The 23721-nt window shown below is 46.4% G+C and carries 21 protein-coding genes and 2 tRNA genes; 13 read left to right on the forward strand and 10 right to left on the reverse strand.

From position 1 onward, the window contains the following. Positions 1 to 78: 78 nt before the first annotated feature. Together ACIDITHRIX25_RS85420 and ACIDITHRIX25_RS85425 are read left to right on the forward strand one after the other, a co-directional pair. On the forward strand, positions 79 to 705 hold the full coding sequence (locus ACIDITHRIX25_RS85420; RefSeq protein WP_201733613.1) for a DsbA family protein: 627 nt from the start codon (positions 79 to 81) through the stop codon (positions 703 to 705). A 148-nt stretch (positions 706 to 853) separates the two neighbouring features. Continuing rightward, on the forward strand, positions 854 to 1507 hold the full coding sequence (locus ACIDITHRIX25_RS85425) for a phosphate signaling complex PhoU family protein (RefSeq protein WP_052604004.1): 654 nt from the start codon (positions 854 to 856) through the stop codon (positions 1505 to 1507). An 85-nt stretch (positions 1508 to 1592) separates the two neighbouring features. On the opposite strand, the gene ACIDITHRIX25_RS85430 is transcribed toward ACIDITHRIX25_RS85425, so the two are convergent. The 3 genes from ACIDITHRIX25_RS85430 to ACIDITHRIX25_RS85440 all read right to left on the reverse strand — a co-directional run bounded on the left by ACIDITHRIX25_RS85430 (position 1593) and on the right by ACIDITHRIX25_RS85440 (position 5435). Next, positions 1593 to 2030 (reverse strand): pyridoxamine 5'-phosphate oxidase family protein, encoded by a 438-nt coding sequence (locus ACIDITHRIX25_RS85430; RefSeq protein WP_052604005.1) that lies wholly within the window; start codon positions 2028 to 2030, stop codon positions 1593 to 1595. Between the two features lie 566 nt (positions 2031 to 2596). Next, positions 2597 to 4204: a cytochrome b N-terminal domain-containing protein gene (locus ACIDITHRIX25_RS85435; protein WP_201733614.1), complete on the reverse strand. Its 1608-nt coding sequence runs from the start codon at positions 4202 to 4204 to the stop codon at positions 2597 to 2599. 808 nt (positions 4205 to 5012) lie between these two features. Beyond that, a complete protein-coding gene (locus ACIDITHRIX25_RS85440) occupies positions 5013 to 5435 on the reverse strand; it encodes a universal stress protein (RefSeq protein WP_201733615.1) in 423 nt (140 codons plus the stop codon). 369 nt (positions 5436 to 5804) lie between these two features. Between ACIDITHRIX25_RS85440 and ACIDITHRIX25_RS85445 the strand changes: the two genes are divergently transcribed. From ACIDITHRIX25_RS85445 to ACIDITHRIX25_RS85460, 4 genes are all read left to right on the forward strand, one after another. Then, the gene (locus ACIDITHRIX25_RS85445; protein ID WP_052604009.1) at positions 5805 to 6461 is read left to right on the forward strand and encodes a response regulator; all 657 of its coding nucleotides are present in this window, start codon (positions 5805 to 5807) and stop codon (positions 6459 to 6461) included. Between the two features lie 383 nt (positions 6462 to 6844). Continuing rightward, positions 6845 to 7285, forward strand: a complete 441-nt coding sequence (locus tag ACIDITHRIX25_RS85450) for a universal stress protein (protein ID WP_201733616.1) — start codon at positions 6845 to 6847, stop codon at positions 7283 to 7285. 745 nt (positions 7286 to 8030) lie between these two features. Then, a complete protein-coding gene (locus ACIDITHRIX25_RS85455) occupies positions 8031 to 9749 on the forward strand; it encodes a matrixin family metalloprotease (RefSeq protein WP_201733617.1) in 1719 nt (572 codons plus the stop codon). Positions 9750 to 10060: 311 nt separating this feature from the next. Further along, positions 10061 to 10807 carry an SDR family oxidoreductase gene (locus ACIDITHRIX25_RS85460; RefSeq protein WP_201733618.1) on the forward strand — a complete coding sequence of 249 codons (747 nt, stop codon included), beginning with the start codon at positions 10061 to 10063 and terminating at the stop codon, positions 10805 to 10807. A 124-nt stretch (positions 10808 to 10931) separates the two neighbouring features. On the opposite strand, the gene msrA is transcribed toward ACIDITHRIX25_RS85460, so the two are convergent. Further along, a complete protein-coding gene (gene msrA, locus ACIDITHRIX25_RS85465) occupies positions 10932 to 11570 on the reverse strand; it encodes a peptide-methionine (S)-S-oxide reductase MsrA (protein ID WP_052604603.1) in 639 nt (212 codons plus the stop codon). Between the two features lie 325 nt (positions 11571 to 11895). On the opposite strand from msrA, the gene ACIDITHRIX25_RS85470 reads away from it, so the two are divergent. Then, positions 11896 to 12189, forward strand: a complete 294-nt coding sequence (locus tag ACIDITHRIX25_RS85470; RefSeq protein WP_201733619.1) for a Dabb family protein — start codon at positions 11896 to 11898, stop codon at positions 12187 to 12189. A 26-nt stretch (positions 12190 to 12215) separates the two neighbouring features. Here ACIDITHRIX25_RS85470 and ACIDITHRIX25_RS85475 read toward each other — a convergent pair whose 3' ends face one another. After that, positions 12216 to 13217 (reverse strand): prephenate dehydrogenase, encoded by a 1002-nt coding sequence (locus ACIDITHRIX25_RS85475; protein ID WP_052604605.1) that lies wholly within the window; start codon positions 13215 to 13217, stop codon positions 12216 to 12218. Between the two features lie 91 nt (positions 13218 to 13308). Beyond that, positions 13309 to 14220, reverse strand: a complete 912-nt coding sequence (locus tag ACIDITHRIX25_RS85480) for a prephenate dehydratase (protein WP_052604606.1) — start codon at positions 14218 to 14220, stop codon at positions 13309 to 13311. 320 nt (positions 14221 to 14540) lie between these two features. Here ACIDITHRIX25_RS85480 and ACIDITHRIX25_RS85485 point away from each other — a divergent pair, with 320 nt between their 5' ends. The 5 genes from ACIDITHRIX25_RS85485 (at position 14541) to ACIDITHRIX25_RS85505 (ending at position 19414) form a co-directional block, all read left to right on the forward strand. Next, complete coding sequence (locus ACIDITHRIX25_RS85485) at positions 14541 to 15080, forward strand: RsmD family RNA methyltransferase (RefSeq protein ID WP_052604607.1); 540 nt, start codon at positions 14541 to 14543, stop codon at positions 15078 to 15080. An 82-nt stretch (positions 15081 to 15162) separates the two neighbouring features. Further along, positions 15163 to 15642 carry a pantetheine-phosphate adenylyltransferase gene (coaD, locus tag ACIDITHRIX25_RS85490; RefSeq protein WP_082058826.1) on the forward strand — a complete coding sequence of 160 codons (480 nt, stop codon included), beginning with the start codon at positions 15163 to 15165 and terminating at the stop codon, positions 15640 to 15642. Between the two features lie 458 nt (positions 15643 to 16100). After that, positions 16101 to 17027: an NADP-dependent oxidoreductase gene (locus ACIDITHRIX25_RS85495; RefSeq protein ID WP_201733620.1), complete on the forward strand. Its 927-nt coding sequence runs from the start codon at positions 16101 to 16103 to the stop codon at positions 17025 to 17027. A gap of 1347 nt (positions 17028 to 18374) precedes the next feature. After that, the gene (locus ACIDITHRIX25_RS85500) at positions 18375 to 18728 is read left to right on the forward strand and encodes a GntR family transcriptional regulator (protein WP_052607213.1); all 354 of its coding nucleotides are present in this window, start codon (positions 18375 to 18377) and stop codon (positions 18726 to 18728) included. Next, the gene (locus tag ACIDITHRIX25_RS85505) at positions 18725 to 19414 is read left to right on the forward strand and encodes a hypothetical protein (RefSeq protein WP_052607212.1); all 690 of its coding nucleotides are present in this window, start codon (positions 18725 to 18727) and stop codon (positions 19412 to 19414) included. The genes ACIDITHRIX25_RS85500 and ACIDITHRIX25_RS85505 overlap by 4 nt, the downstream gene beginning before the upstream one ends. A gap of 195 nt (positions 19415 to 19609) precedes the next feature. Here ACIDITHRIX25_RS85505 and ACIDITHRIX25_RS85510 read toward each other — a convergent pair. From ACIDITHRIX25_RS85510 to ACIDITHRIX25_RS85525, 4 genes are all read right to left on the reverse strand, one after another. Further along, positions 19610 to 19682, reverse strand: a tRNA-Val gene (locus ACIDITHRIX25_RS85510). Between the two features lie 27 nt (positions 19683 to 19709). Further along, positions 19710 to 21806, reverse strand: a complete 2097-nt coding sequence (locus tag ACIDITHRIX25_RS85515; protein WP_201733621.1) for a glycogen debranching protein — start codon at positions 21804 to 21806, stop codon at positions 19710 to 19712. A 161-nt stretch (positions 21807 to 21967) separates the two neighbouring features. Next, a tRNA-Cys gene (locus ACIDITHRIX25_RS85520) sits at positions 21968 to 22039 on the reverse strand. A gap of 109 nt (positions 22040 to 22148) precedes the next feature. After that, complete coding sequence (locus ACIDITHRIX25_RS85525) at positions 22149 to 22289, reverse strand: hypothetical protein (protein WP_201733622.1); 141 nt, start codon at positions 22287 to 22289, stop codon at positions 22149 to 22151. 691 nt (positions 22290 to 22980) lie between these two features. Between ACIDITHRIX25_RS85525 and ACIDITHRIX25_RS85530 the strand changes: the two genes are divergently transcribed. Beyond that, complete coding sequence (locus ACIDITHRIX25_RS85530; protein WP_201733623.1) at positions 22981 to 23646, forward strand: hypothetical protein; 666 nt, start codon at positions 22981 to 22983, stop codon at positions 23644 to 23646. Positions 23647 to 23721: the final 75 nt, after the last annotated feature.

The raw sequence follows: 23721 nt of genomic DNA on the forward strand, positions 1-23721 counted from the left end.
AAAGCTGGGAACAAAACAAAAGCCAATTTGTTGATCAACCAAGTCAACAATAGAGTCACAAAAAGGAAACGAGTTATCTTGGACAAAATAGAGTTCTTCTTCGACCCGATCTGCCCTTGGGCGTGGGTAACTTCCAGATGGATTGATGATCTAGCCAACCAACAAGTCGTCGAACCTACCTGGAGGTTTATCTCACTTGCGGTTGTCAACTCATCAAGAGATTACGAAGCGGAATTTCCACAAGGATACACAAATATCCACGGCTTGGGCCACAATCTGCTTCGTGTAGCAGCCGCAGTTAGACAAGACTCCGGAAACGACGGAGTTGCCCGTTGGTACCGAGAAATTGGAACCGAACTCCACACAAATAAGAACCGTGAACGCTACATAGCCGGCGAGTCCATAGCGCCGATCCTAAAGCGAGCAGGCATCGATCAGGAACTCGAGGGCGCCTTTAGTGATTCAACTTACGATGCACTAATCACCGCAGAGACCAACACAGCGCTAGAGCGCACAGGACGAGATGTTGGCACCCCGATCATCACCTTCGGAGAAAATGGACCCTCACTCTTTGGCCCTGTCATGAGCACGATCCCAAAGGGACAAGATGCCATTGAAGTCTATGGCGCTTACAAGGTTTTAGCCAGTCGGGAAGACTTCTACGAGATGAAAAGAGCCGTTCGAAAAGCACCGGTCTTCGAGTAATTGAGCAAAGCAGTTTATCTATAGGCGTTAGCCGTAGTCACAAATACAATTCAAAGAAGTGCCTACGGCTCGCACTCTTTCGTCCTAAGATATAAGGGCACAAGGAGTCGCACCTAATGCAAAAGTTAAGGATCCGGGGGAGTCACTTTTGAATAATTCTGATCGGGGTCCCTATCTGAACAAATTATTGGAGACAAATGAGTTTCAATCGATCGAGACACTCGTAATCCAACTCTTTGGCTTAGTGGGTGGCCACCTATCCGGCGCCACCGAAGCACTCCTTTCAGGCGATCACCATATTGCTCGAGACTTAATACGCCGCGACTCCATGGTGGATGAACTCTACAAGAACATTCAGAGATTCTCCTACGAAGTTCTCCTTACCACGGTTCCTGAGGAAAGCGCTATGCGCTATCTCATCTCAATTTTGAGAATAATCCCCGAACTAGAACGTTCTGGAGATCTAGCAGAGCATATCGCCAGACGCGCCCTCCAAAATGTAACAGCCGAACTGACTCCACGAATGAGAGGGATAATCGCCCAAATGGGAGAGATAGGTCTCAAAATGTGGATGCTAACAGCCGATGATTTTGCTGATCACGAATGCACCCACCAGTCTACCGTCGAATCCTTAGACGATGAACTCGACGACCTTCAAGTCGCATTGGTAGCAGAGTTAGCCTCGGGTGGGCTTCCTATTCCAGTGACAATCGAACTCGCATTGATTGCCAGGTTTTACGAAAGATTTGGAGATCACGCAGTAAACCTCGGAAGAACGCTCAGGGAACTTTGGATGAAATAGATCCCTAACTTTCTGCTTTCCTGAGCGGCTATATCTCAGCAAATTGGCAGTCCAAATCTAGTCTGGTATAAACCCATCTTTCAATTTATCGACCAAAGGCTCGAATATTCTTCGGTCCAGAGATACGCCTACCAGATATGATGTCGGGGCGTATTCCAAGAAGACTTGCGGAATCCGCATCGATCCAAACTTCCATAACATTATCTATCTTAGAAATCAAAGTGGGCTCTTCATCCAAGCGAAAGGCAACTCCTATCGCCAGCACCGACCAGCCATATTCGTCTTCACTCGAATATTCATCTACTTCAAAAGCCACGACCGACTTGTTGGTCGCAGCGGAAAGCTTCGCACCGCTGGCCGAGAGAACGATAATAACACCGTCTACAAATCTATAATTAACTGGCAAAATAGCAGGTAAGGCATTTACCGATAAGCCAATACGTCCGAAGTCTCGACTCTCTAGCAAATCAAGGCATTCCTGGCCAGTAAGCATCTCAAGGCCGTTTCTATCAAATGTTGTCACTTATCAATCCTTACCTAAAAGAGTCGCTATTCAAAGGGTCCAAGGTCACTAAGTCGAACGAAAAGTCCTGCCATGTCTAGTTACCAAGTCTACGCTAACTGTGAATTAAAGAGTATTTGGGGCATTCGACAGATCTCATTAGCAAAATATTTAAATTGATTTTACCGACTCAAATAGAAGCTCGACGCTGCCTAGCTTGAGGCGGGACAAGTTACGAATTTACAGATACATCAAAGGACAACAATTACCAATCTATTTCCAAGTCCGCTCGGGTCAATCCCTCTAGTTGTCACAAATATACAGCCACCATTAAACGAGCATTCTGTCACTTTATCAGATTATAAAGACGCCCAATTGCCGACAACCTAACATTTGAAAACTTATAGATCTAATCTAAACCAGCAGTCGATCCAAAACTCTGAACTTGGATAATTTAAGTACACAGAAGCCAATATTTACCCCACTCGTAAAGGAAGCCTATCGACAATTGTCGATAGGCTTCCTTGTTGATTTGAAATATTTATTGCTACAATAAGAAGAATCTTTGAGGTTTCTTTGACTTATATCTAGTCGATCTTCTCTGACTCAACTTCGCGATAATAATCTCGCCAAATAAGCCTATAGAGCTTTACTTTCTCTGGAATTGCCCGAAGACCCGGAATGAATGGTAGCAACATCATGCCCAAACTTAGAACAATGATTATTGACCATACCAGAACGTCCGCATTACCTGAAGTCGAGAATGGAGATATCTGATACCAGAAGGTATACAGCCACAGCCACGCTTGGCCAGGGTAGTTTCCGGTCTCGTTCATCATTCCCCACTGAGTACCTAGCAGATGTTGCTTTTGTGCAATTCCTGCCATGTATCCACCATCTGCCAAAAAGAGCAGAGGCTTGGTATAGTCGGTTCCGTAGAATCCAGTTCCAGCAACCAATGAAGCATCAAGGCCGCCTGAGCTTGCGAGACGTAGTAGTGAGTTCATCATGTACGGAACAGGACCATATTGCCCACTCGGTACACTTACCACACCGCCAGCTGCCGTTCCTTTACTAAGAGCCTTAGTATAGGCGTCGACCCATTTGCCATCCTGAGATGCTCCAGCGCTATTGTAAGTTGATAGATCACTCGCCAATGTCGGGTCGTTTGTGACCGTGGCAAGTGGCTTTAGAACAAAGTCTTGAGCTGGATTAACTGGAATCGTTACGCCAAAGATCGAAGGGAAGGAGATTGGTCCTAGCTTCTGACCTGATCCTGGAACGTTATTGTAAGGGTAACCATATCCAGCAGAGATCGAAGTGCCTGCTAATTCACTGGTAGCCGTTGAAACAAAGTCCACGGGAGCACTTCTTGCCCAAGTTTGAAGGGTAATTGGAGCCTCATCAGGAGAGGAGAAGACCACTGCGAACAGAATCGTCAAGACGAGCACTACCGTCATAGCGATGGTACCCTCTTTTAGAATGTCGTATCGGCGATACTTACCGGTCCAAGGCTTATCATCAGCTGGGTAGTCCTTAGCGCCCTTTGGTGGGAATGGATGAACCACTCCTCGCAACCTAACCATAACCACGTGAATCGCGACGATGATCAAGACAATCAATGGAAGAAGGACGATATGCCACATTAGCATCTGTCCAAAGTTCAAAACATTGAAGAACGAGCCTATGCCTGCAGCATTAAGGCCGTCTTTACCTTGAGTAGAGATCCACTGAGAATCGAAGTTCTGCTGGGAAACGTAACCGGTAAAGGCAGTACCTACGGATGCCAAGAATGTGATCATTCCAGTTATCCATGTGAGGGATCTCTTCCCGCGCCACGAGGCCATAAAGAACTTGCCCCACAGGTGGATAATCATAAAGAAGAAGAAGAGTTCCACGCTCCACATATGGAGAGAGTTCACATAGTGGCCGATTGAAGAACCATGCCACCAAGATGGCCCTTTTACGGCCAAGATAGCACCCGAGAGTGCGACTACAGCCAAAGCCGAAACGGTCAATATTCCAAAAACGTAGATCCACGAAGAGACATAAGAAGGTTGTCGATCGGGGAGCAATTTCTCTGGTGGTAGCTTTCCGTAGAACTTTCTTCTGACCTTATTTGTCCACATATCGCTATCTTCGGGCAACCCCGCAACGATAGACTCACGATCCATACCATCCATTTCAGTCTTCATGATTGATGTTTCTTTCCAGGAAATGGCACGAAAATTGCCAATAGAAATACCGCTATCATCAGCAAAATGACTATAAAATTAGCCACCGAGATCGAAATGACCCCAACACTGATGAAATGCCCCGGAGTATTCAAATTCACGAGACTGGCGATAATTGGAACTAGAGCAGCAAACGCCAGTTTCATCTTTCACCACCTTACTTTGCACATTCAAACGAAGAATATCTCCGCACTTACAGTCTCACCGATAGTCACCGATTTGCTAAGTGACCTTTTACCCTTTTGCGACCCTATAATGTCCCAACATTTACTCGCATCCATGCACTTGTGCGAAAGTTCAATCGCTAAAAGTAATGTGAACCCCTTAGGGTGATATTAGCCCCGCTAGGGGCCAAACCGTAACGGATCAGGCGATATCTCAATAAGTTACCTGCAACAGCTTTCGTATGAATAGCGCTCTGACCGATATTCATTTCTAAAATCGGCGCACCCATAATCTTTAAAGACTCCTTGGCCTGGCAGCTTCGCTAATTCAAACCTAAACCACCAGCGGCTTTCGAATAGGAAAAATAATCTAAAAAATCTGAACCTAACCAAGGCAAAATTCCACGAACACACCAAGTTACCCTTATGTCTCGGACCAACTCGGTACCGCGGTGATAGATATGTGAACCAAGTAGCTTCGAACAGTTCACGAACTGCCCATCGTAAGGCAGTTGCCTTCCTAGAAAAGCAAGTATCACTCCATAGCGTCGGCCAAATGGTCGAGATTGCTTAAATCACATTCTCCAAGGAGAAAGCTACCCTTGTTACAAGGGCGGATGAACTATTACAACGGGGCAACGAGCGGCCTCCGAGACGTGATGTGATGTGGAGTCGATCAATCCGCCAATTACGCTGTGGCCACGAGATCCCACAACGATCAAGTCCGCGCCGACTTCACTTTCAAGCATAAGTAGCACCGAAACTGGGTTACCATCCCGCAAAACGAGTTCGTAGTCTAACCCCGAATCAGAAAGAGGCTTAGCCCATTCACTGCCAAAACGTTCTCTGATCGAATCCATGTGACCCTTGGTCGGGGTGATAGAGCCATTCGAATCTTGGTTCAATAATCCACAAGCATGGACGCCAACTACCTTCGCTGAAAGGATCGAAGCAAGTTCTATCGCCCATAACAATGCTGCTTTGGATGCATCATCTTGGTCGATTGCGACCATAATCGTTGAAATCATCACATTCCCTTAGGGTAATTTAATGGGTAAAACTGCAATGAACGGGCTGCCAAATGAAGACCCAAACAGATCTCCCTAGAGGAAACCAGCGCGAAAATCCTGTTTCAATCGATATAGAACTCACCTGGTATCGCGCCTCATTCGTTCCTTTATCCTATTTGAGAGGACGTCTTGTCCAGAGAGGCTATTGGCACATCCAAACCCACCTTAAAGCCCTACAATTTCGCGTAAGAAGTCACCCCAAACGATAAATAACAGGTACAGGCATACAAGTCCCTTGAAACTTTTATTTTCAATTCGAATAGGGTCAAATGACTCCATTAATATCCAAATGCCGTTCATTTGCTATCTTAGATTAGTTTAAGTCATGTGGCAATACGTGTATTCTTGGTAGATGATCATGAGGTAGTTCGACGTGGCCTCGCGAGCTTAATCGACGTGGAAAGCGACATAGAAGTCGTTGGAGAAGCGGGGGGCGTTGCTGATGCGTTGGCGCGAATCCCAGCAGTGCAACCTCAAGTCGTAATTTTAGATGTGCGACTTCCAGATGGTGATGGAATCGAGCTCTGTAGAGAGATAAAGACCAAATCGCCAGAGATAGGATGCTTAATGCTCACATCTTTTTCTGACGATGAAGCACTTTTCTCGGCAATCTTAGCGGGAGCAGCCGGCTATTTATTGAAGCAAATTCGAAGTTCCGATCTTATTGATGGTATTCGTCGAGTTCACAATGGCGAGTCCCTTCTCGACCCCGCCGTCACAGCACGAGTCCTACAACGACTTAGAAGCCCCGAACCAGAAGACGATCTTCTATCAAAACTATCACCTCAAGAACGCAAGATCCTTAACTTTATAGCAGAGGGAATGACAAATCGCGAGATTGCCAACGAGATGTTCTTGGCCGAAAAGACCGTAAAGAACTACGTCTCAAACATGCTTTCCAAACTTGGGATGGGGCACCGAAGTGAAGCAGCAGCATATGCGGCTCGTCTCTCTGAGCGAAAGCGACTAAAGGACCACGATTAGCTTTGCCTGATGACGATCGTTGGCGATCGATGCAACCCAAAAATCGTCGACTTGAAGATTAAAAGGCTCATTTTACGCAAGAGTACCCTAGTTGAATTACCGTCGTTACTACAGCACAGTCAATAGCTCCTCCCGCTCTGATTTTCAATTAACAGATGAGTTCAATCTATCTAAAATGAAGTTTAGGCGGTGGCGCAATCCTCCATAAATCAGCTTTCATAGTCGATACACAGGCTCTATGAAAAAATCCTAGGAACAATCCCTAGTAAAAAAGGCTTAGGGACTAATGTCCTTAAAACAAATAGCAATATGGCAATTCATTTTTTCTTATAAGTGTGCGATAATGTTGGCATGCGAACGAACCTATTGTGGAGATGATAGAAATGTCGATCAGAAAAGAATTTTCGAGGGTAGTTGTTGGTGTAGACGGTTCACCGTCCTCGAAGGCGGCTTTAGAATTTGCGGCAGAAGAAGCCAAACTACGTCATGCAGTGCTGGAAATAGTTCACATCTGGGGATTGCCTACAATGGCATATGGCGGATATGTAAGCCAATTAGATGATTTTGAAAAAGATGGTGTAAAGTTCCTAGACGAGATTACAACGAAGGCCAAGGAGAGCTATCCCGACATTACGATCGAGTCAACAATCCGCCAAGGACCTCCAGCAGTGGCACTCATTGAACGTGGAAACAACGCTGACCTCGTCGTAGTTGGATCACGAGGCCATGGAGGATTCACTGGACTCATGCTAGGATCCGTCTCCCAGCAACTCGCTCATCATGCAAATTTTCCGTTGGTGATAGTGCGCAACGCCAAAAACTAACGATAGACACAGTTTCCCAACCCAAAAACCCAAGCATCGGGCCTTCGTCAAATAGACGGAGGCCCGATGCTTAATTATGAACCCTAAAACCACATGTCGATAGCCATAGTTTCACCACAAGACACTCAAAGCCCCTAATAGAGACGACACCAATACAAGTAATCACTAAACTCTCAGACCCACATTGGCAGATGCAACAAAACGATCCCAGTGGGATCCGACGAAATTTTTACATAAAGTCCCAACTCCAAAGTGGTAGCGACTACCTCCAAGACAAGTACAGGATCTAACTCAAGCGAAGTTGGCACCAACTAATTACTACTTTTAATCGCCATAGACTAAATCACTAGAAGTGGTAATTCTAAGACTATGGCCAATCGCCAAACAACGCAGCGAAGCGCTCCGCTTGTTATCTTGGGAAATACAAGCTATCAAGAGGCAGGGAAATTCCCTGGTAATTTCAAGATCAAAGGGGTCAAGACGGATAAAGAGCGACAGAGAACAAGAGATTTCCGCAAATGACGACCTGGATTTTATAACTCCAATCACTATCGCGCCTATTTTATACTACTCATAGCACTATTTATCACTCATCGACTGCAATAGATCAGCAGATATCGCTATATCATGCAATTAATCCTTGTGATCTGCTTTCTTATCACTTTAGGTGATATTTTGCTCAAGGTCAACCACAAAACGTCCGTTGCTTAGAGCAGAATACAACCCACAGTCGGAAAGGACTCCAATGACGTGGAAGGACAAAAGTAGCCATTTAGCACCAGGACACCCAAGCCGCACAAAGGCGACTGTAATGGTGGCGTCCACCCTGATAGCGACTTTTGGAATTGGACTCGAAAATACATCCAGCTATCACCACTCTCAAAACACAGCAGCCTCAGTCAAGGGGAAAAACTCCCTTTTAGGCAACACAGCCGACGGAGTAACCCCAGTTGTTTCACCTGGACAGTTGAACCCTGCAATCTCGAATCTGAATAAGCCAATAGTTGGAATGGCAGCTACTCCAGATGGAAAAGGCTATTGGTTGGTCGCAAGCGACGGTGGAATCTTCACCTATGGAGATGCAGCCTTTTATGGTTCAGCCGGAGCAATACCACTCAATAAGCCAATAGTTGGAATGGCATCTACTCCAGATGGAAAAGGCTATTGGTTGGTCGCAAGCGACGGTGGAATCTTCACCTATGGAGATGCAGCCTTTTATGGTTCAGCCGGAGCAATACCACTCAATAAGCCAATAGTTGGAATGGCATCTACTCCAGATGGAAAAGGCTATTGGTTGGTCGCAAGCGACGGTGGAATCTTCACCTATGGAGATGCAGCCTTTTATGGTTCAGCCGGAGCAATACCACTCAATAAGCCAATAGTTGGAATGGCATCTACTCCAGATGGAAAAGGCTATTGGTTGGTCGCAAGCGACGGTGGAATCTTCACCTATGGAGATGCAGCCTTTTATGGTTCAGCCGGAGCAATACCACTCAATAAGCCAATAGTTGGAATGGCATCTACTCCAGATGGAAAAGGCTATTGGTTGGTCGCAAGCGACGGTGGAATCTTCACCTATGGAGACGCAGCCTTTTGGGGTTCAGAGGGTGGTCAAGGCATCTCAGATGTCGTTTCAATTGCACCATCTGGATCGAATGGATACCTTCTCTCAGGACAAGACGGGGAAGGCTATACATTTAATAAAAATACACCATTACCAACACCACTTCCGGTGGCGCCATCTAATTCACAGAGCGCTATCAACCCCTCGGGACAAAGCCTTGTAAGCTCGACAGGACTGACATGGAATAGCCAAGGAGTTTCCAGCGACAGCGGAGTTCATTTCTCGTCAGCATCACCTCCAATTGGCCAGAGCGCACCAGCAGCTGGGACTTTCGGCTTCCTAGAGACTCAACCGGGTTCATCTCTTCCCGTCCGGTACAATCCGTGCGTTCCCATCCACTATGTCGTCAACACCTCGGAAGCACCCTCATGGGGGCTATCACTTATCAAAAGCGCCTTCGCCGAACTCCATGACGCTACAGGTATCACCTTCGTCTTCGACGGAACGACAGCAACCTTTCCATCCTCTACCTATCCAGGTTGGCAAAATGGCACCCCTTCACCGATACTCGTAGCGTGGGAACATAACGGTCAAACCAATTACCTACCGGCCGGCCACAACTATGTAGGTATGGGAGGATCATCCTTTACCTATAGTTCGAGCGCTGGGCAATATGAATACATAACTGGCCAAGCAGCAATATCTTCTAGTTACAATCTATCCCAGGGACAAACGATAAATCTAGCTCTCCACGAGTTGGGCCACGTTATAGGCCTTGGACATACCTCCCAGAACAGTCAAATAATGTATCCATACAACCAATCCAACCCGACTACCTACCAATCAGGCGACCTCGCCGGACTCGCACGGTTAGGACTGGCCGCCGGCTGCCTTGATTGATTAGATCATGGAAATGATAGATCGCACAACTCCAAATCACCCCTAGCTAGCCAAACAGCCACCGTCACAAATAGCCAGAAGGCAAAAAGTTCGATGGTGGCTAAAGTCATCCAGTCAAATAAACCAACCGAAGGATCACTAGGGAAAAATCAAATCGTCTCACAAAAGTCCCTCGGAATCCCTCGAGCATTGAGAGTCGACCCTATCCATGGTCCCCCAGACCACGGGCATAGAATCAAACTTTGATATTCTCAAAAGTTTTTAACCCTTTTTGATGCTAGGGCTCGCAGGTCACTGTTATTTTCTATAACATGGAACTCGGTATCAGTGGGAAACATGCACTTGTAACAGGTGGATCAAGCGGCCTAGGCCTTGGAATTGCAAATGCACTAGCAGCCGAAGGTGTAATAGTGACAATAGCATCACGGAATGAGGCAAAGTTAGAAAAAGCAATCTCCGAAATAGGCCATGGCGCCAAAGGCTTCGTCTGTAATCTATCTCAACCCGAAAACGCAGCCACCCTAGTTGATCAAGTCGCTTCGGATCTCGGACCAATTGACATTCTTATCGCCAACGCTGGTGGCCCACGACCAGCCATGCCATCGCAATTGGCGCTCTCGGACTTTCGATTAGCGATAAACCAAAATCTACTCTCCTCCATTGGCCTCTGCCAAGGCGTAATACCCAATATGGTGGAACGGGGATTCGGTCGAATTATCGCGGTAACATCGCTTTACGTGAAGGCTCCATCTAGTCCTCTCACCCTTTCGAATACGGCCAGAACTGGACTGACTGCATATCTGAAATCTCTATCAAACGAAGTTGCGCCCAATAACATAACCGTCAATTCACTTTTGCCTGGCCTTCATCAAACACAAAGATTGATCGAACTCAGCGGAGCCAACTTACAAGAACGTGCAAAGACAGTCCCATCTCTTCAGCTGGGAGACAGTGAAAGTTTTGGTAAAGTTGCGGCCTTCCTCTGTTCAAAGTGGGCTTGGTACATCACGGGACAAGCAATAACCGTTGACGGAGGACTGACGCCTGGTCTCTTTTGAGAAAGCCAGACCTAAACCATGGCCGACCATAATCCACTGCGAGACCCTCGCCTGTTGTGTGGGCTAAAGCTTTTACCTTTGTCATCTTGACCCACGTAAGTCAACTCAACCTACCAAAGCTTCATTATCGCCACGAGATTGTGCAGCTAACTCCATTAAAGCCATGGTTGCAATATCCATTCGGATTGGCATATAGGTATTGTTGATGGTAGGCCTCGCCATAGTAGTATTGCCCCAAACGGCCAACCTCGGTCCTAATCAAGCCCCGAGAGCGCTCTTGTAGTTCCTTACCATAAGCTTCTTTTGCCCTATTGGCAATGGAATATTGGGCATCGGTTGAAGCTAATACCATCGAGCGATATTGAGAGCCCACGTCATTGCCTTGCCGCATCGACTGAGTTGGATCGTGATTCTCAAAGAATGACGAGAGAACCTCATCGTAGCTAATGATCTTTGGATCGTAGACTATCCGGGCAACTTCACCGTGACCGGTACGTCCGCTACAAACCTCTTCGTAGGTCGGATTCGGAGTAAAACCCCCGCTGTAACCGACGCTAGTCGAGACAACTCCATTCAATTGCCAAAAGATCCTCTCAGCGCCCCAAAAGCAGCCCATTCCAAGAACTGCAATCTCAAGGTTAGGATCGAATGGTCCAAACAGTTCCGTCCCAAAAACTCTGTGGCGTGCGCCTAAAAAGATCGGTTCATCTCGACCTTTTAACGCCTCATTCGGACCTGTCATCTTAGAAACTTTCCCAAACATTTAACTTGTTTTATCCTTCCAAAATCGGATCGAGGAACTTCAATTGTTTTGAGAGACAAAAAACCGACTATCTAAACCAACACAACAGGTCAAAAACGAAAAATATTCACACAGCTACCATATTCTCCGGAGATAGACGGCCAGCCTAGGCCATCGGGAACACTTTAAAAGGATCAAAAGCAATGCTGGCCAAATCACCCGCGACTCGCCATAGAGTTTGATTAAGACGCTCACGTCAATCGATTCGCATCTAGAGTGGAGTTTTGTATGGACTGATCGATAATGATCGCCCTGGAAGTACCGCGATAGATAAGGAAACGGACAAATGTTACGGCACATGGTTATCTTTAAGTTCAAAGAGGGTACCGATCCCAAGGCGATCGATCTTCTAGCAGATGAGCTTTCAAAGTTCTACACCGGCTACGTTGGATTCACAAAAGCCATTCGAGGCAAAGACCTCAAACTGCGTCAGGGGAATGGCGATCTAGGCATCTGCGTCGACTTTGAAAGTGAACAGGAATTCCGAGCTTATGCTGATGACAAAGATCACCTAGAGCTGATAAAAAACTATGTAGCGCCGATCATAGAATCTCGGGCTGCAGTACAAATCGAGATCTAACACAGCAATACTATCTTCGAGAGAGATCAAGAGCTAGTAGTCACGCCTGAGACTATAAGCTCTTGATCTATCGCCTCAATGGAGTCCAGAATATATCGCTCCCGCGAAAATCGATCTACGGCAAGATGGTAGCTCGATTCATCGACCAGCGCAATAGTCTCTGCAAACCTCTCCTCAATCAGATCGACTTTAGCGGGTGAATAGAGCTTCAATATCTCAATAATCTCCTCCGCATCATCGCCGTCCAACGCTTTCAATATTGCATCCACTTTGCTCGAAAGATTTACCAGTGAATGGCGCAATATCTCTCTATTGGAATACAGAAAGCTACCAACCATAACTGGAGAGCTACGCGCTACGCGTGTTACACCAGCAAAGGAGTTTCCAGACAGAGTTTGCAGTAGAACCTGATCGTTGACCTCATTGGCGAAACTCGATGTCAGATAGGCAAATACATGAGGAAGCTGAATCGTAAAGTTGGTGACGCGATCGTGAATTGCAGGATTTACGAAGATCACACGTGAACCTAGATCGTGAACTATCAATTGTGCTACGGCCAATGACGACCTAGGATCGCTCGCGCTACCAGAAGATACAACCATGGTCCGCCCACGAAACAGGTCGAGTTCTGCCCCTTCAAAAGATGGTCGCTCATTTCCCGCAAGGGGATGGATGCCTACGTAACTAACGTAACGCGAATCAAAGTTTAAAGAAAGTACTTTAGTTTCGATATCTAATTTGGTTGAGGCCATGTCTACCAAGACAATTGGCGACTTTAGGGCTAAATCAGATATCATCTCAAGAAGTCGAATGACTTCAAATGATGGTACCGCGAGAAATACGATTTCGGAACTCTCCAAAATCTCTATCAAATTAGCCTTTATCTCGATTCCGTTAGCCTCCCCAAAGGCGCAAGCCGTCTCGCTTAGGTCAAACCCATAAACCTCATAGGATCCCTTGAGTCCAAGCATCAACGAAGAGCCGATTTGGCCCAAACCTATAATTCCCACCCTCTTGAAACCTGGCAATCGAAAGATCCTTAGACTAGCAATTTCTCAAATCCCCTGCCAGTAAGTCCAATTTACTCGAGAAGACTTAGCCGGAGACAATATTTCTAAATTAGCGACGACTCAGCGTACTGTGGGAAATAAGTGCCTCTAACGTCCCAACACTACCTCTTGGAAGGTTGGGCGAAGGAACTGAAACATCGATTCCTCGCCACCGCGGATAGGAACCTAAAAGTTTAATGGTTGCATCAAGCTCAAATAGTTCACCAACCATCGACGATATCTGTTCATCATATATATGACCCTCTAGGACAATATGCATTGCATAATTGCCAATCTTTGCCGAAAGGGGCCGAGAGAGTATGTGATTCATATTGACGCCATGGCGTGAAAATATAGCTGCCACCTCAGATAGAAATCCGACCCGATCTGAAGTCGGAGTAACCACTAACGACGTGCGATCATCCCCCGATGGCGGTGCCACTTCCCTACCCAAAAGCACATAACGGGTTCGAATATCAGGTACATCCATCACCGCATTTGCAACCAGCGAGAGACCATAACTCTCCCCCACCACCATTGGCGCTAGAGCAATCACGGTAGGATCACGATTGTCTGCGACATATCGCGCTGCCTCAGCCGTTGAAAGAGCATGGCGGGTCACAAGCGAGTGTTGTTTAATATATTTAGTACACAGATCCAAAATTAGCGGATGTGAAACGACTGTGGTTGGCTGGACTGCTGGATCTAGACAGTATGCATCAATACTCTCGGCAAGCACAACCTCTTCGCGAATCATTACATTCTCGACTTCGAAGATCAACTTGTCAAGATTGATGGTCATCTCGCCATCGGTAGAATTTTCAAGCGGAATAATTCCCAAGGCACCGGGTGTGTAATTTACGGTCTCAACCACATCAGAGATTGAGGACATAGGAAGCGGTTCGGGCCCCTCAACCGATCTCAACAACGAAATTGCCCTAAAGTCCGAGGTACCTCTAGGTCCCAGGTAACAGATGATCATTCCTTAATTGCTCCTTCAATTTCTATGGGTCATCTTAAACGGCTTCCGACAATCAGCAGGCAAAAGTCACGACAAGAATCTCCTCTCGCAATCTCAATTGAATCGAACGAGCAGAATTGAGACCAAAGTTATAGGAAAACGAGCAAACCAAGAAACAGTATCGGCAGTTGCAAGGAAAAATTATCCTAATCTTGATAGGGACGGAAGGACCCAGTTCCCAAGATAATCAAGCGTCTTTGGGCGATAATCATCTTACGAGATTCATCGCTATCCTTCATAATCTGGGGTGCAAGAACAACTAACCAAAGGCGAAATCTAGGGTGCGAATTCAATCTGGAAGCTCAAAAGGAAAAGCCATCTCCACAAAAGTCAGTGAGAAGACACGACCAACAACTGCGCGAGTGCGCAAGGCCATCTTCGATACCCTCTTTGGAAAATTTGAAATCGCCAACGCGAGTGTTTTAGATCTGTTTGCAGGGACGGGCTCCTTGGGCTTTGAGGCCGCCTCTCGCGGTGCCGCCGAGGTAGACCTAGTGGATATCGACCGAATGGCAGCCAACGCCCTTTTGCGTACAGCCACCTCCCTAGAGGAAAAATCGAGCTGTAAATTTAGAGTTTGGAACCAAAATGCCTTCATTTACCTGAGAAATGCTAACCGAGTAGATCACCCTGTGGACTTGGCCTTTTGTGATCCCCCTTACCTATTTAGCGAGTGGGACGATCTATTTTCACTTCGCCCTGGGCGGTTCCTTGTAGTTGAATCAAATCGTCAAATTGCACAACACCCCAACTATAACGAGGTTACGCTAAAGGTGTATGGTGATACCTATGTCTCGTTTCGCACGTTAGCGCAAAGCTAGATACGATTGATCGAGATAAGAGTTATCTCTTTAGCAATATTGGCATGAACAAAGATTTATCAGTTGGGTGGGATAGCAAAAGTTGAGAGTTGCACTATTTCCTGGATCATTTGATCCCTTTCACAACGGCCATATGGAAGTCGTCGAGCGAGGATCTCGTCTCTTTGACAAAGTGGTAGTTGCGGCTATGAGAAACCCTCAAAAGGCATCTGCTCTATTTAACCTTTCAGAGCGACAGGAACTCATAGAGGCATCAGTCTCTCACCTTGACAATGTAGAGATCGTCGCGCTCTCTACATTGGTTGTAAATCTTGCCGAAGAAATTGGAGCTAACGTTATCATTCGAGGACTCAGGGCAGTCTCTGACTTTGAAAATGAACTTCAAATGGCTCAGATGAACCGACAACTCTCCGGGATAGATACAATCTTTATTCCAACGTCATCTGAATATTCATTTTTAGCGTCGCGACTGCTCCGAGAGGTGGCATCCTATGGGGGTAATGTATCAAAGATGGTACCAGAGCCTATAGCTAACGCGATACTTGCTAAATTTAGAGAGTGAGTTCAATAGGAGACCGGCAATTGAACCATAGAAAATCTTCACTTGCAGCCTTGTAGTATGCATCGCTGCAACAAACCTCATCGATTGAAACTTCAATCTCATCAAAGGCAAGAATTGATCTCATGGACCCTTACTAGATAGCGGTTGTCCACTTCATAACTTTATGAAAAGAACACAATATTTCAACCAATATCTCAGAAAAGCCACGATAACCAAAACACTCTCGATCCAAGTTGACATAACAATGGTCAAATTGGATCGAACCCTATAGTTGAAACCAAATCGGATAGGTTTAAAACTCCTCAAGGCCAAGGGCCCTCGTCACGACTCAGTCAGGCATCAAAGCGTACCAAATAGCTGCTATTAGCCATCCTAGAGAAGGTCGATAGTGCCTATGTGGGAATAGGGGACAGTCTCATACGTTTTTAACAAATCGATAGTTTAGAAAGAAGAAGCAGATGAAAGCGATATATTACGAAAACTACGGCGATGCTGATGTCCTTCAATATGGAGAAGTACCTGAACCCAAGGTAGGTCCAGACTCAGTTTTAGTCGATATCTCAGCAACGTCGGTCAATCCAGTCGATTGGAAGATTACTGCTGGATACCTAGACCAGGTCTTGTATACAACCTTTCCTATCATCCCAGGTTGGGATGCCTCTGGCGTAGTAGCGGCAAAAGGACCCGCCGCCTCTGAAATAAAAGAGGGTGACGAGGTCTATGGCTACATCCGCATGGATTTCATACATGCTGGCACCTTCGCAGAGCGAATTGCTGCCCCAATCAGAACACTCGCACTCAAGCCTAAGAATCTAACCTTTGCCGAAGCAGCATGTGTTCCTCTAGCTGGCTTAACTGCCTATCAAGGTCTGGTCAACGCTCTAGGTATCCAAAAGGGCGATACCGTCTTTATAAGTGCGGGTGCTGGAGGAGTCGGTACATTTGCAATCCAGATTGCAAAATCACTCGGGGCGAACGTGATAGCCAGTGCATCTCCACTTAACCATGACTTCATTGCATCGTTGGGCGCAGAGCCCGTAACCTACGGAGCAGACCTGATAGCTGGGATCTCAAAGCAAGCTTCAGGCGGTTTGGACGCGTACTTAGACCTCAATGGCGGTCCAGAAGGCCACCGTCCGATCGAATTACTAAAGCAAAGTAACAGGGTCGCATCTATCGCCGACGCTAGTGTCGCTCAAATCGGAGGCAAATATGTCTTCGTTCGCCCGAGCATCCAAGACTTAAATCATCTAACCAAGTTGATCGAATCCGAACAAATTCGACCGATAGTCACCGAGAGCTACGCCTTAAAAGATAGCGCTGACGCCTTCAAGTCAAATATGAGTGGTCACACGCGCGGCAAAATCTCAATCGTAGTCAAATAGCACGCTCCAAATCTCCAACTAACCATTGGAATTTAGGCAATTGGCTCAGCCATCCAAAAGACAATTAGCGCGTTCAGATAGATCTCAATTACAAGATCCAAAGATTGCTCTCAAAATAGCTATCCAATAATAATTCAGCTCACCTCAAATACTCCTCCTTCATCGCGCTCTCGAAAGATACCTTCTTTGAAGGAGGAGTACCGGCCAACAGGAACATCTCAACCGATGGTCCATTATCACCAAAGGCTATGGCGAAAAAGAAGAGTTCTAAAAACGTTAAAAGATGCAGACCTAAACTTGAGTGCAACCCGAAATTGAGTGCAACCCGAAATTGAGAGTCAAAAACTAAAGTCTCCCTAATCCAATGTTGAGACGAGGTTATCTCTTTTTTAATTGGTCTAGCATTGCGGAAGTTAAAGCAGCCAAACCTTGAACAAGCTGCGCCTCTAACCCCGAGGGAATCTTGGCGTCGCTTGGGATTCGGCCATCTCTAGCCCCCATAAACGGCAGTTGACGATGATCTCGCTCATCTGAACCAAAAATGCGCGTTAGCCAAGAAGCCAACACCGGATCGGATCGGATCGAATCGAATCGAATCGAGCCTAACCAACCTGATTTGGAGGCGCACTCATGGACAAGATATTTCCAATCATTGTCTGTACAAACACCCTTAAATATCAAAGCGCGAGCGCGTAGCGACATCGAAACTACATTTGCCTGTTGCCCTTTGAAGAAAGACCCTTGCAGCAAAATGCAGCTATTCAAAGCAAGAGTGCCAGATAACTTCAACACTGCTCCGTTAGTGCTTTGATGGGCTCCCAAATGCTAAGGCTTCAAATAACTAATCCCAGAACGAAACACAAGTGCCCTAAAGAGCGCCAGAACCAGATCCGTATGAGCCTCACCCCTGGTAGGTAGTTCGAAAGAGATTACAAGCCCCACAGCCCATAAAACCACATAGCGAAAGTCACCTTTGGCGAGGCTGGTTGATGAATGCGAAGATGTCAGGTCGCTCTCATGGGTGATTGTAAGGATAAAGGCGCCCTTGAGATCAGACCGCCTACTTCGTTGGATCGCCTCATAAAAAATCCTAAAAAATCAACACGCCATTAATAATTAGATCTCATGGACCAAAACCACAAAGACCACCTCTACATGAATCGAAGATCATGGCGCAGATTATTAAGACATTGAGATCGAACCAGAAAATATCGATGGAAAGAGCTTTAATGTTGGAAACCAACGCTCCAAATCCGGAGGATGAAATCACGGTATCGTAAAAATTCCATACGAGCTCCCTAGCGAAAAAGATTGACAATAACCTAAAGTTCTATTACAATTAGAACTATGCTCATTCGTATCGACACCAATAGCTCAGTTCCTCTCTTCGAACAGATTACTAGCGCCCTTCGAAGGGCCATTGCCGATGGCTCCTTACCAGGGGGAAGCCCACTCCCACCGGCTAGAGAACTTGCAGAAGGCCTCGAAGTCAACATGCATACAGTCCTACGTGCATATCAGATTCTTTGCGCTGAAGATCTAGTAAACATGCGACGTGGACGCGGTGCGTACGTCTCTGATAACCATCCCGATTCTCGGGCACTCATAATTGAACAAGTCCAAGGACTCGTTCTACAGGCCAAAAGACTCGGCTTCAATTCGGATGAGGTAGTTGAGTTGATCAAGGGCGCTATGGCATGAAGCCAGAACAACGAAAGCCTTACATCATTTCCCTAATATTTCTTGCGGCCACAGGTTCTATCATTGTCGCGAAATCACCAAATTATCGCCTCGAGATAGGGTCAGTTATCGTGGTCACCACCTTTACATCGATAATTGTGGGGCAAATTCGTGCTCGAAAATATTTGTCGGCCCCAAAAAAGATCTCGAAGTCGGATGAATCTCAAGAGACCATAGATTTACGACCAGGCGAAAGGGCCATCTATCACAAACGGGTTACAAACCCCCTGCTTTTCGTGTTTAGCCTCGCTCTGCTCGGCATATATTTCTACTCTGGTATCACCCCAATCGAGCTAATCGGGGGTTTGGGATGGCTTTATGTAATCGGTGGCGTTTCGACCATTACGGTTCACATCGATTCCAAGGGTCTCAGGGTCATCGCTTGGCCCCTAAAAAGGCCCCAACGGTATGTTCCAATGGAAGATATAGCAAAGGCCGAGTCAATCAGGATTGGAAGATTTCACATCTACGGCATGTGTTGGCTACCTCGACGACGAGCTTGGGCATTTTTTATCCGTGGAAGAGAGGCACTTGAGGTGCACAAACAAAATGGAGAATCGCTAATTGTCACGATCACGGACTCCAAAGTCGCAGCGGGCCTCCTGAATGACCTTGGATCACAAAGGGACCCACTCTTGGATAATTAAGCATGAGACCAAAATGACAAAAAGGCAAAAACAATTTTGCTAGCTAAATTGCCACACAGCTTTGCATGCTGACTCTACCATGTCGCAACCATGTCGCAGCGCAGAGGTGATTCTCGATCAAGACTCAAGACCATACAACACTCGAACTCGTACATAGCTAGATGCCAAAGATTATTGAGGTTACAAAATCAATTGTGGGCCGTACAAGACTCGAACTTGTGACCCCTTGCGTGTCATGCAAGTGCGCTACCAGCTGCGCCAACGGCCCATATTTTGTTCTATTAAAGATAGTTGGTTATCGGGTCTCTTCGCGCAGAATTAATGCGATTAGTGAATTCGGTATTAGATTGATTACCTCGCAATAGGTCATATCGCCCAGGACCGTAGCCGCATGTCCCGTTGATGAATCCAACAAGATCGCTGCATCTGAGGTTGGGAATCTATCGGCCACACTTATCTTAATCTCGTTCTGCGAGAGATTGAAGTAGATGACGACCTTGTTGGAACTACCGCTCTCGCGCCACAGGCAGACCTCTAGGATGCGAGGATCGATCTCTGGATCACCATCGAATCCACTGGCATCGCTCTCAAGTATGGTGGCCTCTATGGAGTCACAGCAAGATATGTAGTTCTTTCTAATCTTTGATAGGGCGCACACCCACTCGCAAAATGGACTCTGGGCCATCGACCAATTGAATCCAAAGTCCACTCGATCTTGACAATATGCGTTATTATTGCCCTGCTGACTCCTCGAGAGTTCGTCCCCACCAAGCAGCATCGGAACACCTGGAGCTAGCAACAGAGCCGCTATCGCACTTCTCCGCGCAAGATCACGCATCTCTACAATCTCTACCGGCGCATTCAAACCTTCAAAGCCAAAGTTATTTGAAAGATTGTTGTCGGATCCATCTCTGTTTTCTTCACCGTTGCTATTGTTATGTTTGTAATCAAACGAAACAAGATCCATCAAGGTGAAGCCATCATGACAGGTGATAAAGTTTATCCTTCGTGAAAGCGAAAGAGGATCATTACGTCCTTCGACTATCTCCGCAACCTCATTTGGGTCACCCTGACGATTGACAAGAGCTCGCCGCATCCCATCTCGAAAGCGATCATTCCACTCAACAAAAGGTCGAGGAAAAAAGCCACGGCGGTAGCCGTTGTTCCCCAAATCCCAAGGCTCCGCAATAAGTTTGATCTTCGACAGAATCGGGTCGTTTGTCACCGCGGAGAGAACACCCCCCATAGGGGAAAAGGAATAACCATTCTTAGTGTCATTATCGCGTCCTATAGTGGTAGCTAGATCAAACCTAAAACCATCAACCCCATAGGCCTCTACGAAGTGGCGCATCGAATCAATAATCATTCGGTTACAAACCTCAGAGGCAACATTGAGCGTATTTCCGGTTCCTGTTATGTCAATGTGATAGTTGCCCTGTCCTTCCATCAAGTAGTAGTCATGCGCGCTCAAACCTCGATAAGAGAGGGTGGGGCCAGAGATATCACCTTCTCCGGTGTGGTTGTAGACAACGTCGAGGAGAACCTCTATATCAGCCTGATGGAGCAGATCAACCATCTCAGCAAATTCACTTTTAGCTGTTGCAAAATCGTTACAACTTGCATATCGAGGCTCGGGAACAAAGAAAGAGATTGGTGAATATCCCCAGAAATTTGTCAATCCATTATGAAAAAGTGCCTCAGAGTCAGCAAAGTGAAAGACTGGCAGCAACTCCAGCGTTGTGACACCTAATCTATGAAAATGCTCTATTACACTTGGATGCGATAGACCCAAGTAGGTTCCTCTAAGTGAAGAGGGAACTACCATATTTGAAATGGTCGCACTCTTTACGTGAACCTCGTAGACGGTCGTATCTCGCCATGAATATGAAGAAGCGATATCTTTGGGTCGATCCCTTTGGGCAAAATCTCCATCATCAATCTGCGCAAGAGCAACTCCAGTTATTGAATCGACCGATGACTTCGTAAGATAGTCATACGGAGCGTGGACTCTTGTGACATCGCCAAAGGAGATGTGGCCAGAAAATGACTTTGCATATGGATCAAAGAGGATCTTGTTTGAATTATAAAACAGACCATCATTTGGTTGGTATGCCCCCGATGCCCTAAGGCCATAGAGCATCTTGTCCGCTCCCGCAAATACGCCGATCCACCATCCATCGCCAATGGGTCGCAATGCACTAGTTGAAATCAAATGACGACGATCGTCAAATAACTCCAAAGATAACGACTCTGCTCTACCTGCAAAAACCTTAATGGTGTAAGTTCCATCTTGATTTTTGGTCAAACCGGGCAATAGATCTATCGATTCGAAGTCAACGGATTTGATTGGAAATCTCCTTGTAGCGTGGCCCCATAGCTGAATAATCGACACGTAAAGACTCTAGGGTAAATCTTCTTTTCGACAATGCTAGCCATATTGCGAGCACTATGGAGTTCATGACGAGATTCGCCTAAGGGCAATTCTTCTAACGAAGATTGAGTAGGCCATCGCCAGCAAGAGGAGATGTAGCCGAAAACGATCAAGAGAAAGAGAGGCGGCGAGCGGAATCGAACCGCTGTGCAAGGCTTTGCAGGCCCTTGCCTAAACCACTCGGCCACGCCGCCAGAGCTGTAATTACTGTCTAGAAAAACCTAATAGCCCTCCGGTCTTATTCCGGCTAGTTAGTGCTCTATCAGATGCGATTAGAAGATATCACCCTCTTGAAACCTTGATCTAAGCTCCAAAATTCCAGATCTTAGCCTCACAAGAGACCATCACCCCGACACTGTGGCTCGGCGCTGTTGGCTCGGCGCTGTTGGCTCGGCGCTGTTGGCTCGGCGCTGTTGGCTCAAGAAGTCGATCCAAAAGAGTCATGGCAACCTTTCAACGGCAAAAACCACCATCTCAGCCATCTCACAAGAACACACATAAAATTATCTGACTCAACCTTATGTGCCTCAACCTTGCACCCTTTTACATCGTAGAAAAATAAGAAAAATCGAACAAATCTGAGCTTGGCAAGGCAAAAAACCAAACTGCGAGTTAGTCTATACCACGCATGACAAGGGGTCACTCTCCTTGGATCGCCTTATTATCAGTGGAGCTAATTATCCGCCATGGAGCCAACTATCCCCCGTGGAACTCCTTGCAAGGCGCCAAGGTAACCTATCTTCTACGCCGAGGCAAAGACTGCCCTTAGGAATGGATGGTCTTTTTCTCTGGCCATCACGGCTCAAACACCTCGATTGGAGAAATCTATGCCAGGACGCGAAATATCAATTCACGCCTTGATCCAATCAACTTTAATCGCTCCAACTATGCTGTTTCCTATGCCTAAAACGACACACGAAGTGGCTTGGTCACCTGTAGCTAAAGTTCGCAATTACGGGGCAAAAGTTTAAAGCACAAGAGCGACCCGACCCTTAGGTTACCCAAGCATACACCGTGACCAGGTAATTTGTTTAGGGTAATTCAACTTCATCACCATGGGAACAACGGAGCGAAGTTACATATCTAGCGGAGTTACATATCTAAATGAAAGTCGGACAACTTAGAGAGAAGACAATTGCAAAGCCAATCTAGCAATCAAAAAAACGATCCCGACAAGGAGGTCACAGATCACCTCGAGTCATCTGAAGCGACCTCGGATTCTACAGAGACAAACGCCATTGAGAATTCCTCATTTGTTGGGGCAGTAAAAAAGAGTCGCCTCTCAAAATTGCAAAAGAGAATTATTCTCGGGGTGCTCCTTGTGATCTTCACCGGTGGTACCTTAGCTGGGATTCCTATTGGAGCAAAACCAAATAGTAATGTGCGAATCACGCTTGCCTATCAATCTATCGCCAAGGCATTTATGCCTCTTGACAAAGAGGGTGTCGTGCCCAAGAATATCTTCTCAGCTAGCGTAGTCCCGCTAGGTGCTTCACTCCTTGGCTTGGCCAACCTAGACATGGGCAATGGCCCCTTCGACCGAGAGATTACCTTTTCGATTCCATTCACCATCTCGCAAGCAACTACTTTCGAACAAACCGTCATAGCACACATGGGTTGGCGACTTCTCAGCCGCCAAATCACTCCAACTGGTTCAACTTTCTATCTCCAAAAGTCAGGCACTGACGGAAAGCTTTGGGAAGAAAAGGTAAACATCAAAAAGTCCAATATCATAAGCCTTGGTGCAACCGTCGCAAAAGTTACCATCTCACTTAGGCTCTTAATTGTCTCTTTCCAGTAGGACAAAGACTATTCATGGATGGGAACGTCAACTTAACTACCTTCGAATGAACAGTTGGTCCAAAAGATAGTCACT

Source organism: Acidithrix sp. C25, from assembly GCF_904848545.2.

Bases quoted from the DNA above. Each gene is read 5' to 3' on its own strand.
- ACIDITHRIX25_RS85435 (WP_201733614.1), bottom strand. From the start codon at position 4,204: ATGAAGACTGAAATGGATGGTATGGATCGTGAGTCTATCGTTGCGGGG.
- ACIDITHRIX25_RS85450 (WP_201733616.1), top strand. From the start codon at position 6,845: ATGTCGATCAGAAAAGAATTTTCGAGGGTAGTTGTTGGTGTAGACGGT.
- ACIDITHRIX25_RS85525 (WP_201733622.1), bottom strand. From the start codon at position 22,289: ATGACTCTTTTGGATCGACTTCTTGAGCCAACAGCGCCGAGCCAACAG.
- ACIDITHRIX25_RS85455 (WP_201733617.1), top strand. From the start codon at position 8,031: ATGACGTGGAAGGACAAAAGTAGCCATTTAGCACCAGGACACCCAAGC.
- ACIDITHRIX25_RS85480 (WP_052604606.1), bottom strand. From the start codon at position 14,220: ATGATCATCTGTTACCTGGGACCTAGAGGTACCTCGGACTTTAGGGCA.
- ACIDITHRIX25_RS85440 (WP_201733615.1), bottom strand. From the start codon at position 5,435: ATGATTTCAACGATTATGGTCGCAATCGACCAAGATGATGCATCCAAA.
- ACIDITHRIX25_RS85470 (WP_201733619.1), top strand. From the start codon at position 11,896: ATGTTACGGCACATGGTTATCTTTAAGTTCAAAGAGGGTACCGATCCC.
- ACIDITHRIX25_RS85460 (WP_201733618.1), top strand. From the start codon at position 10,061: ATGGAACTCGGTATCAGTGGGAAACATGCACTTGTAACAGGTGGATCA.
- ACIDITHRIX25_RS85495 (WP_201733620.1), top strand. From the start codon at position 16,101: ATGAAAGCGATATATTACGAAAACTACGGCGATGCTGATGTCCTTCAA.
- msrA (WP_052604603.1), bottom strand. From the start codon at position 11,570: ATGTTTGGGAAAGTTTCTAAGATGACAGGTCCGAATGAGGCGTTAAAA.
- ACIDITHRIX25_RS85505 (WP_052607212.1), top strand. From the start codon at position 18,725: ATGAAGCCAGAACAACGAAAGCCTTACATCATTTCCCTAATATTTCTT.
- ACIDITHRIX25_RS85500 (WP_052607213.1), top strand. From the start codon at position 18,375: ATGCTCATTCGTATCGACACCAATAGCTCAGTTCCTCTCTTCGAACAG.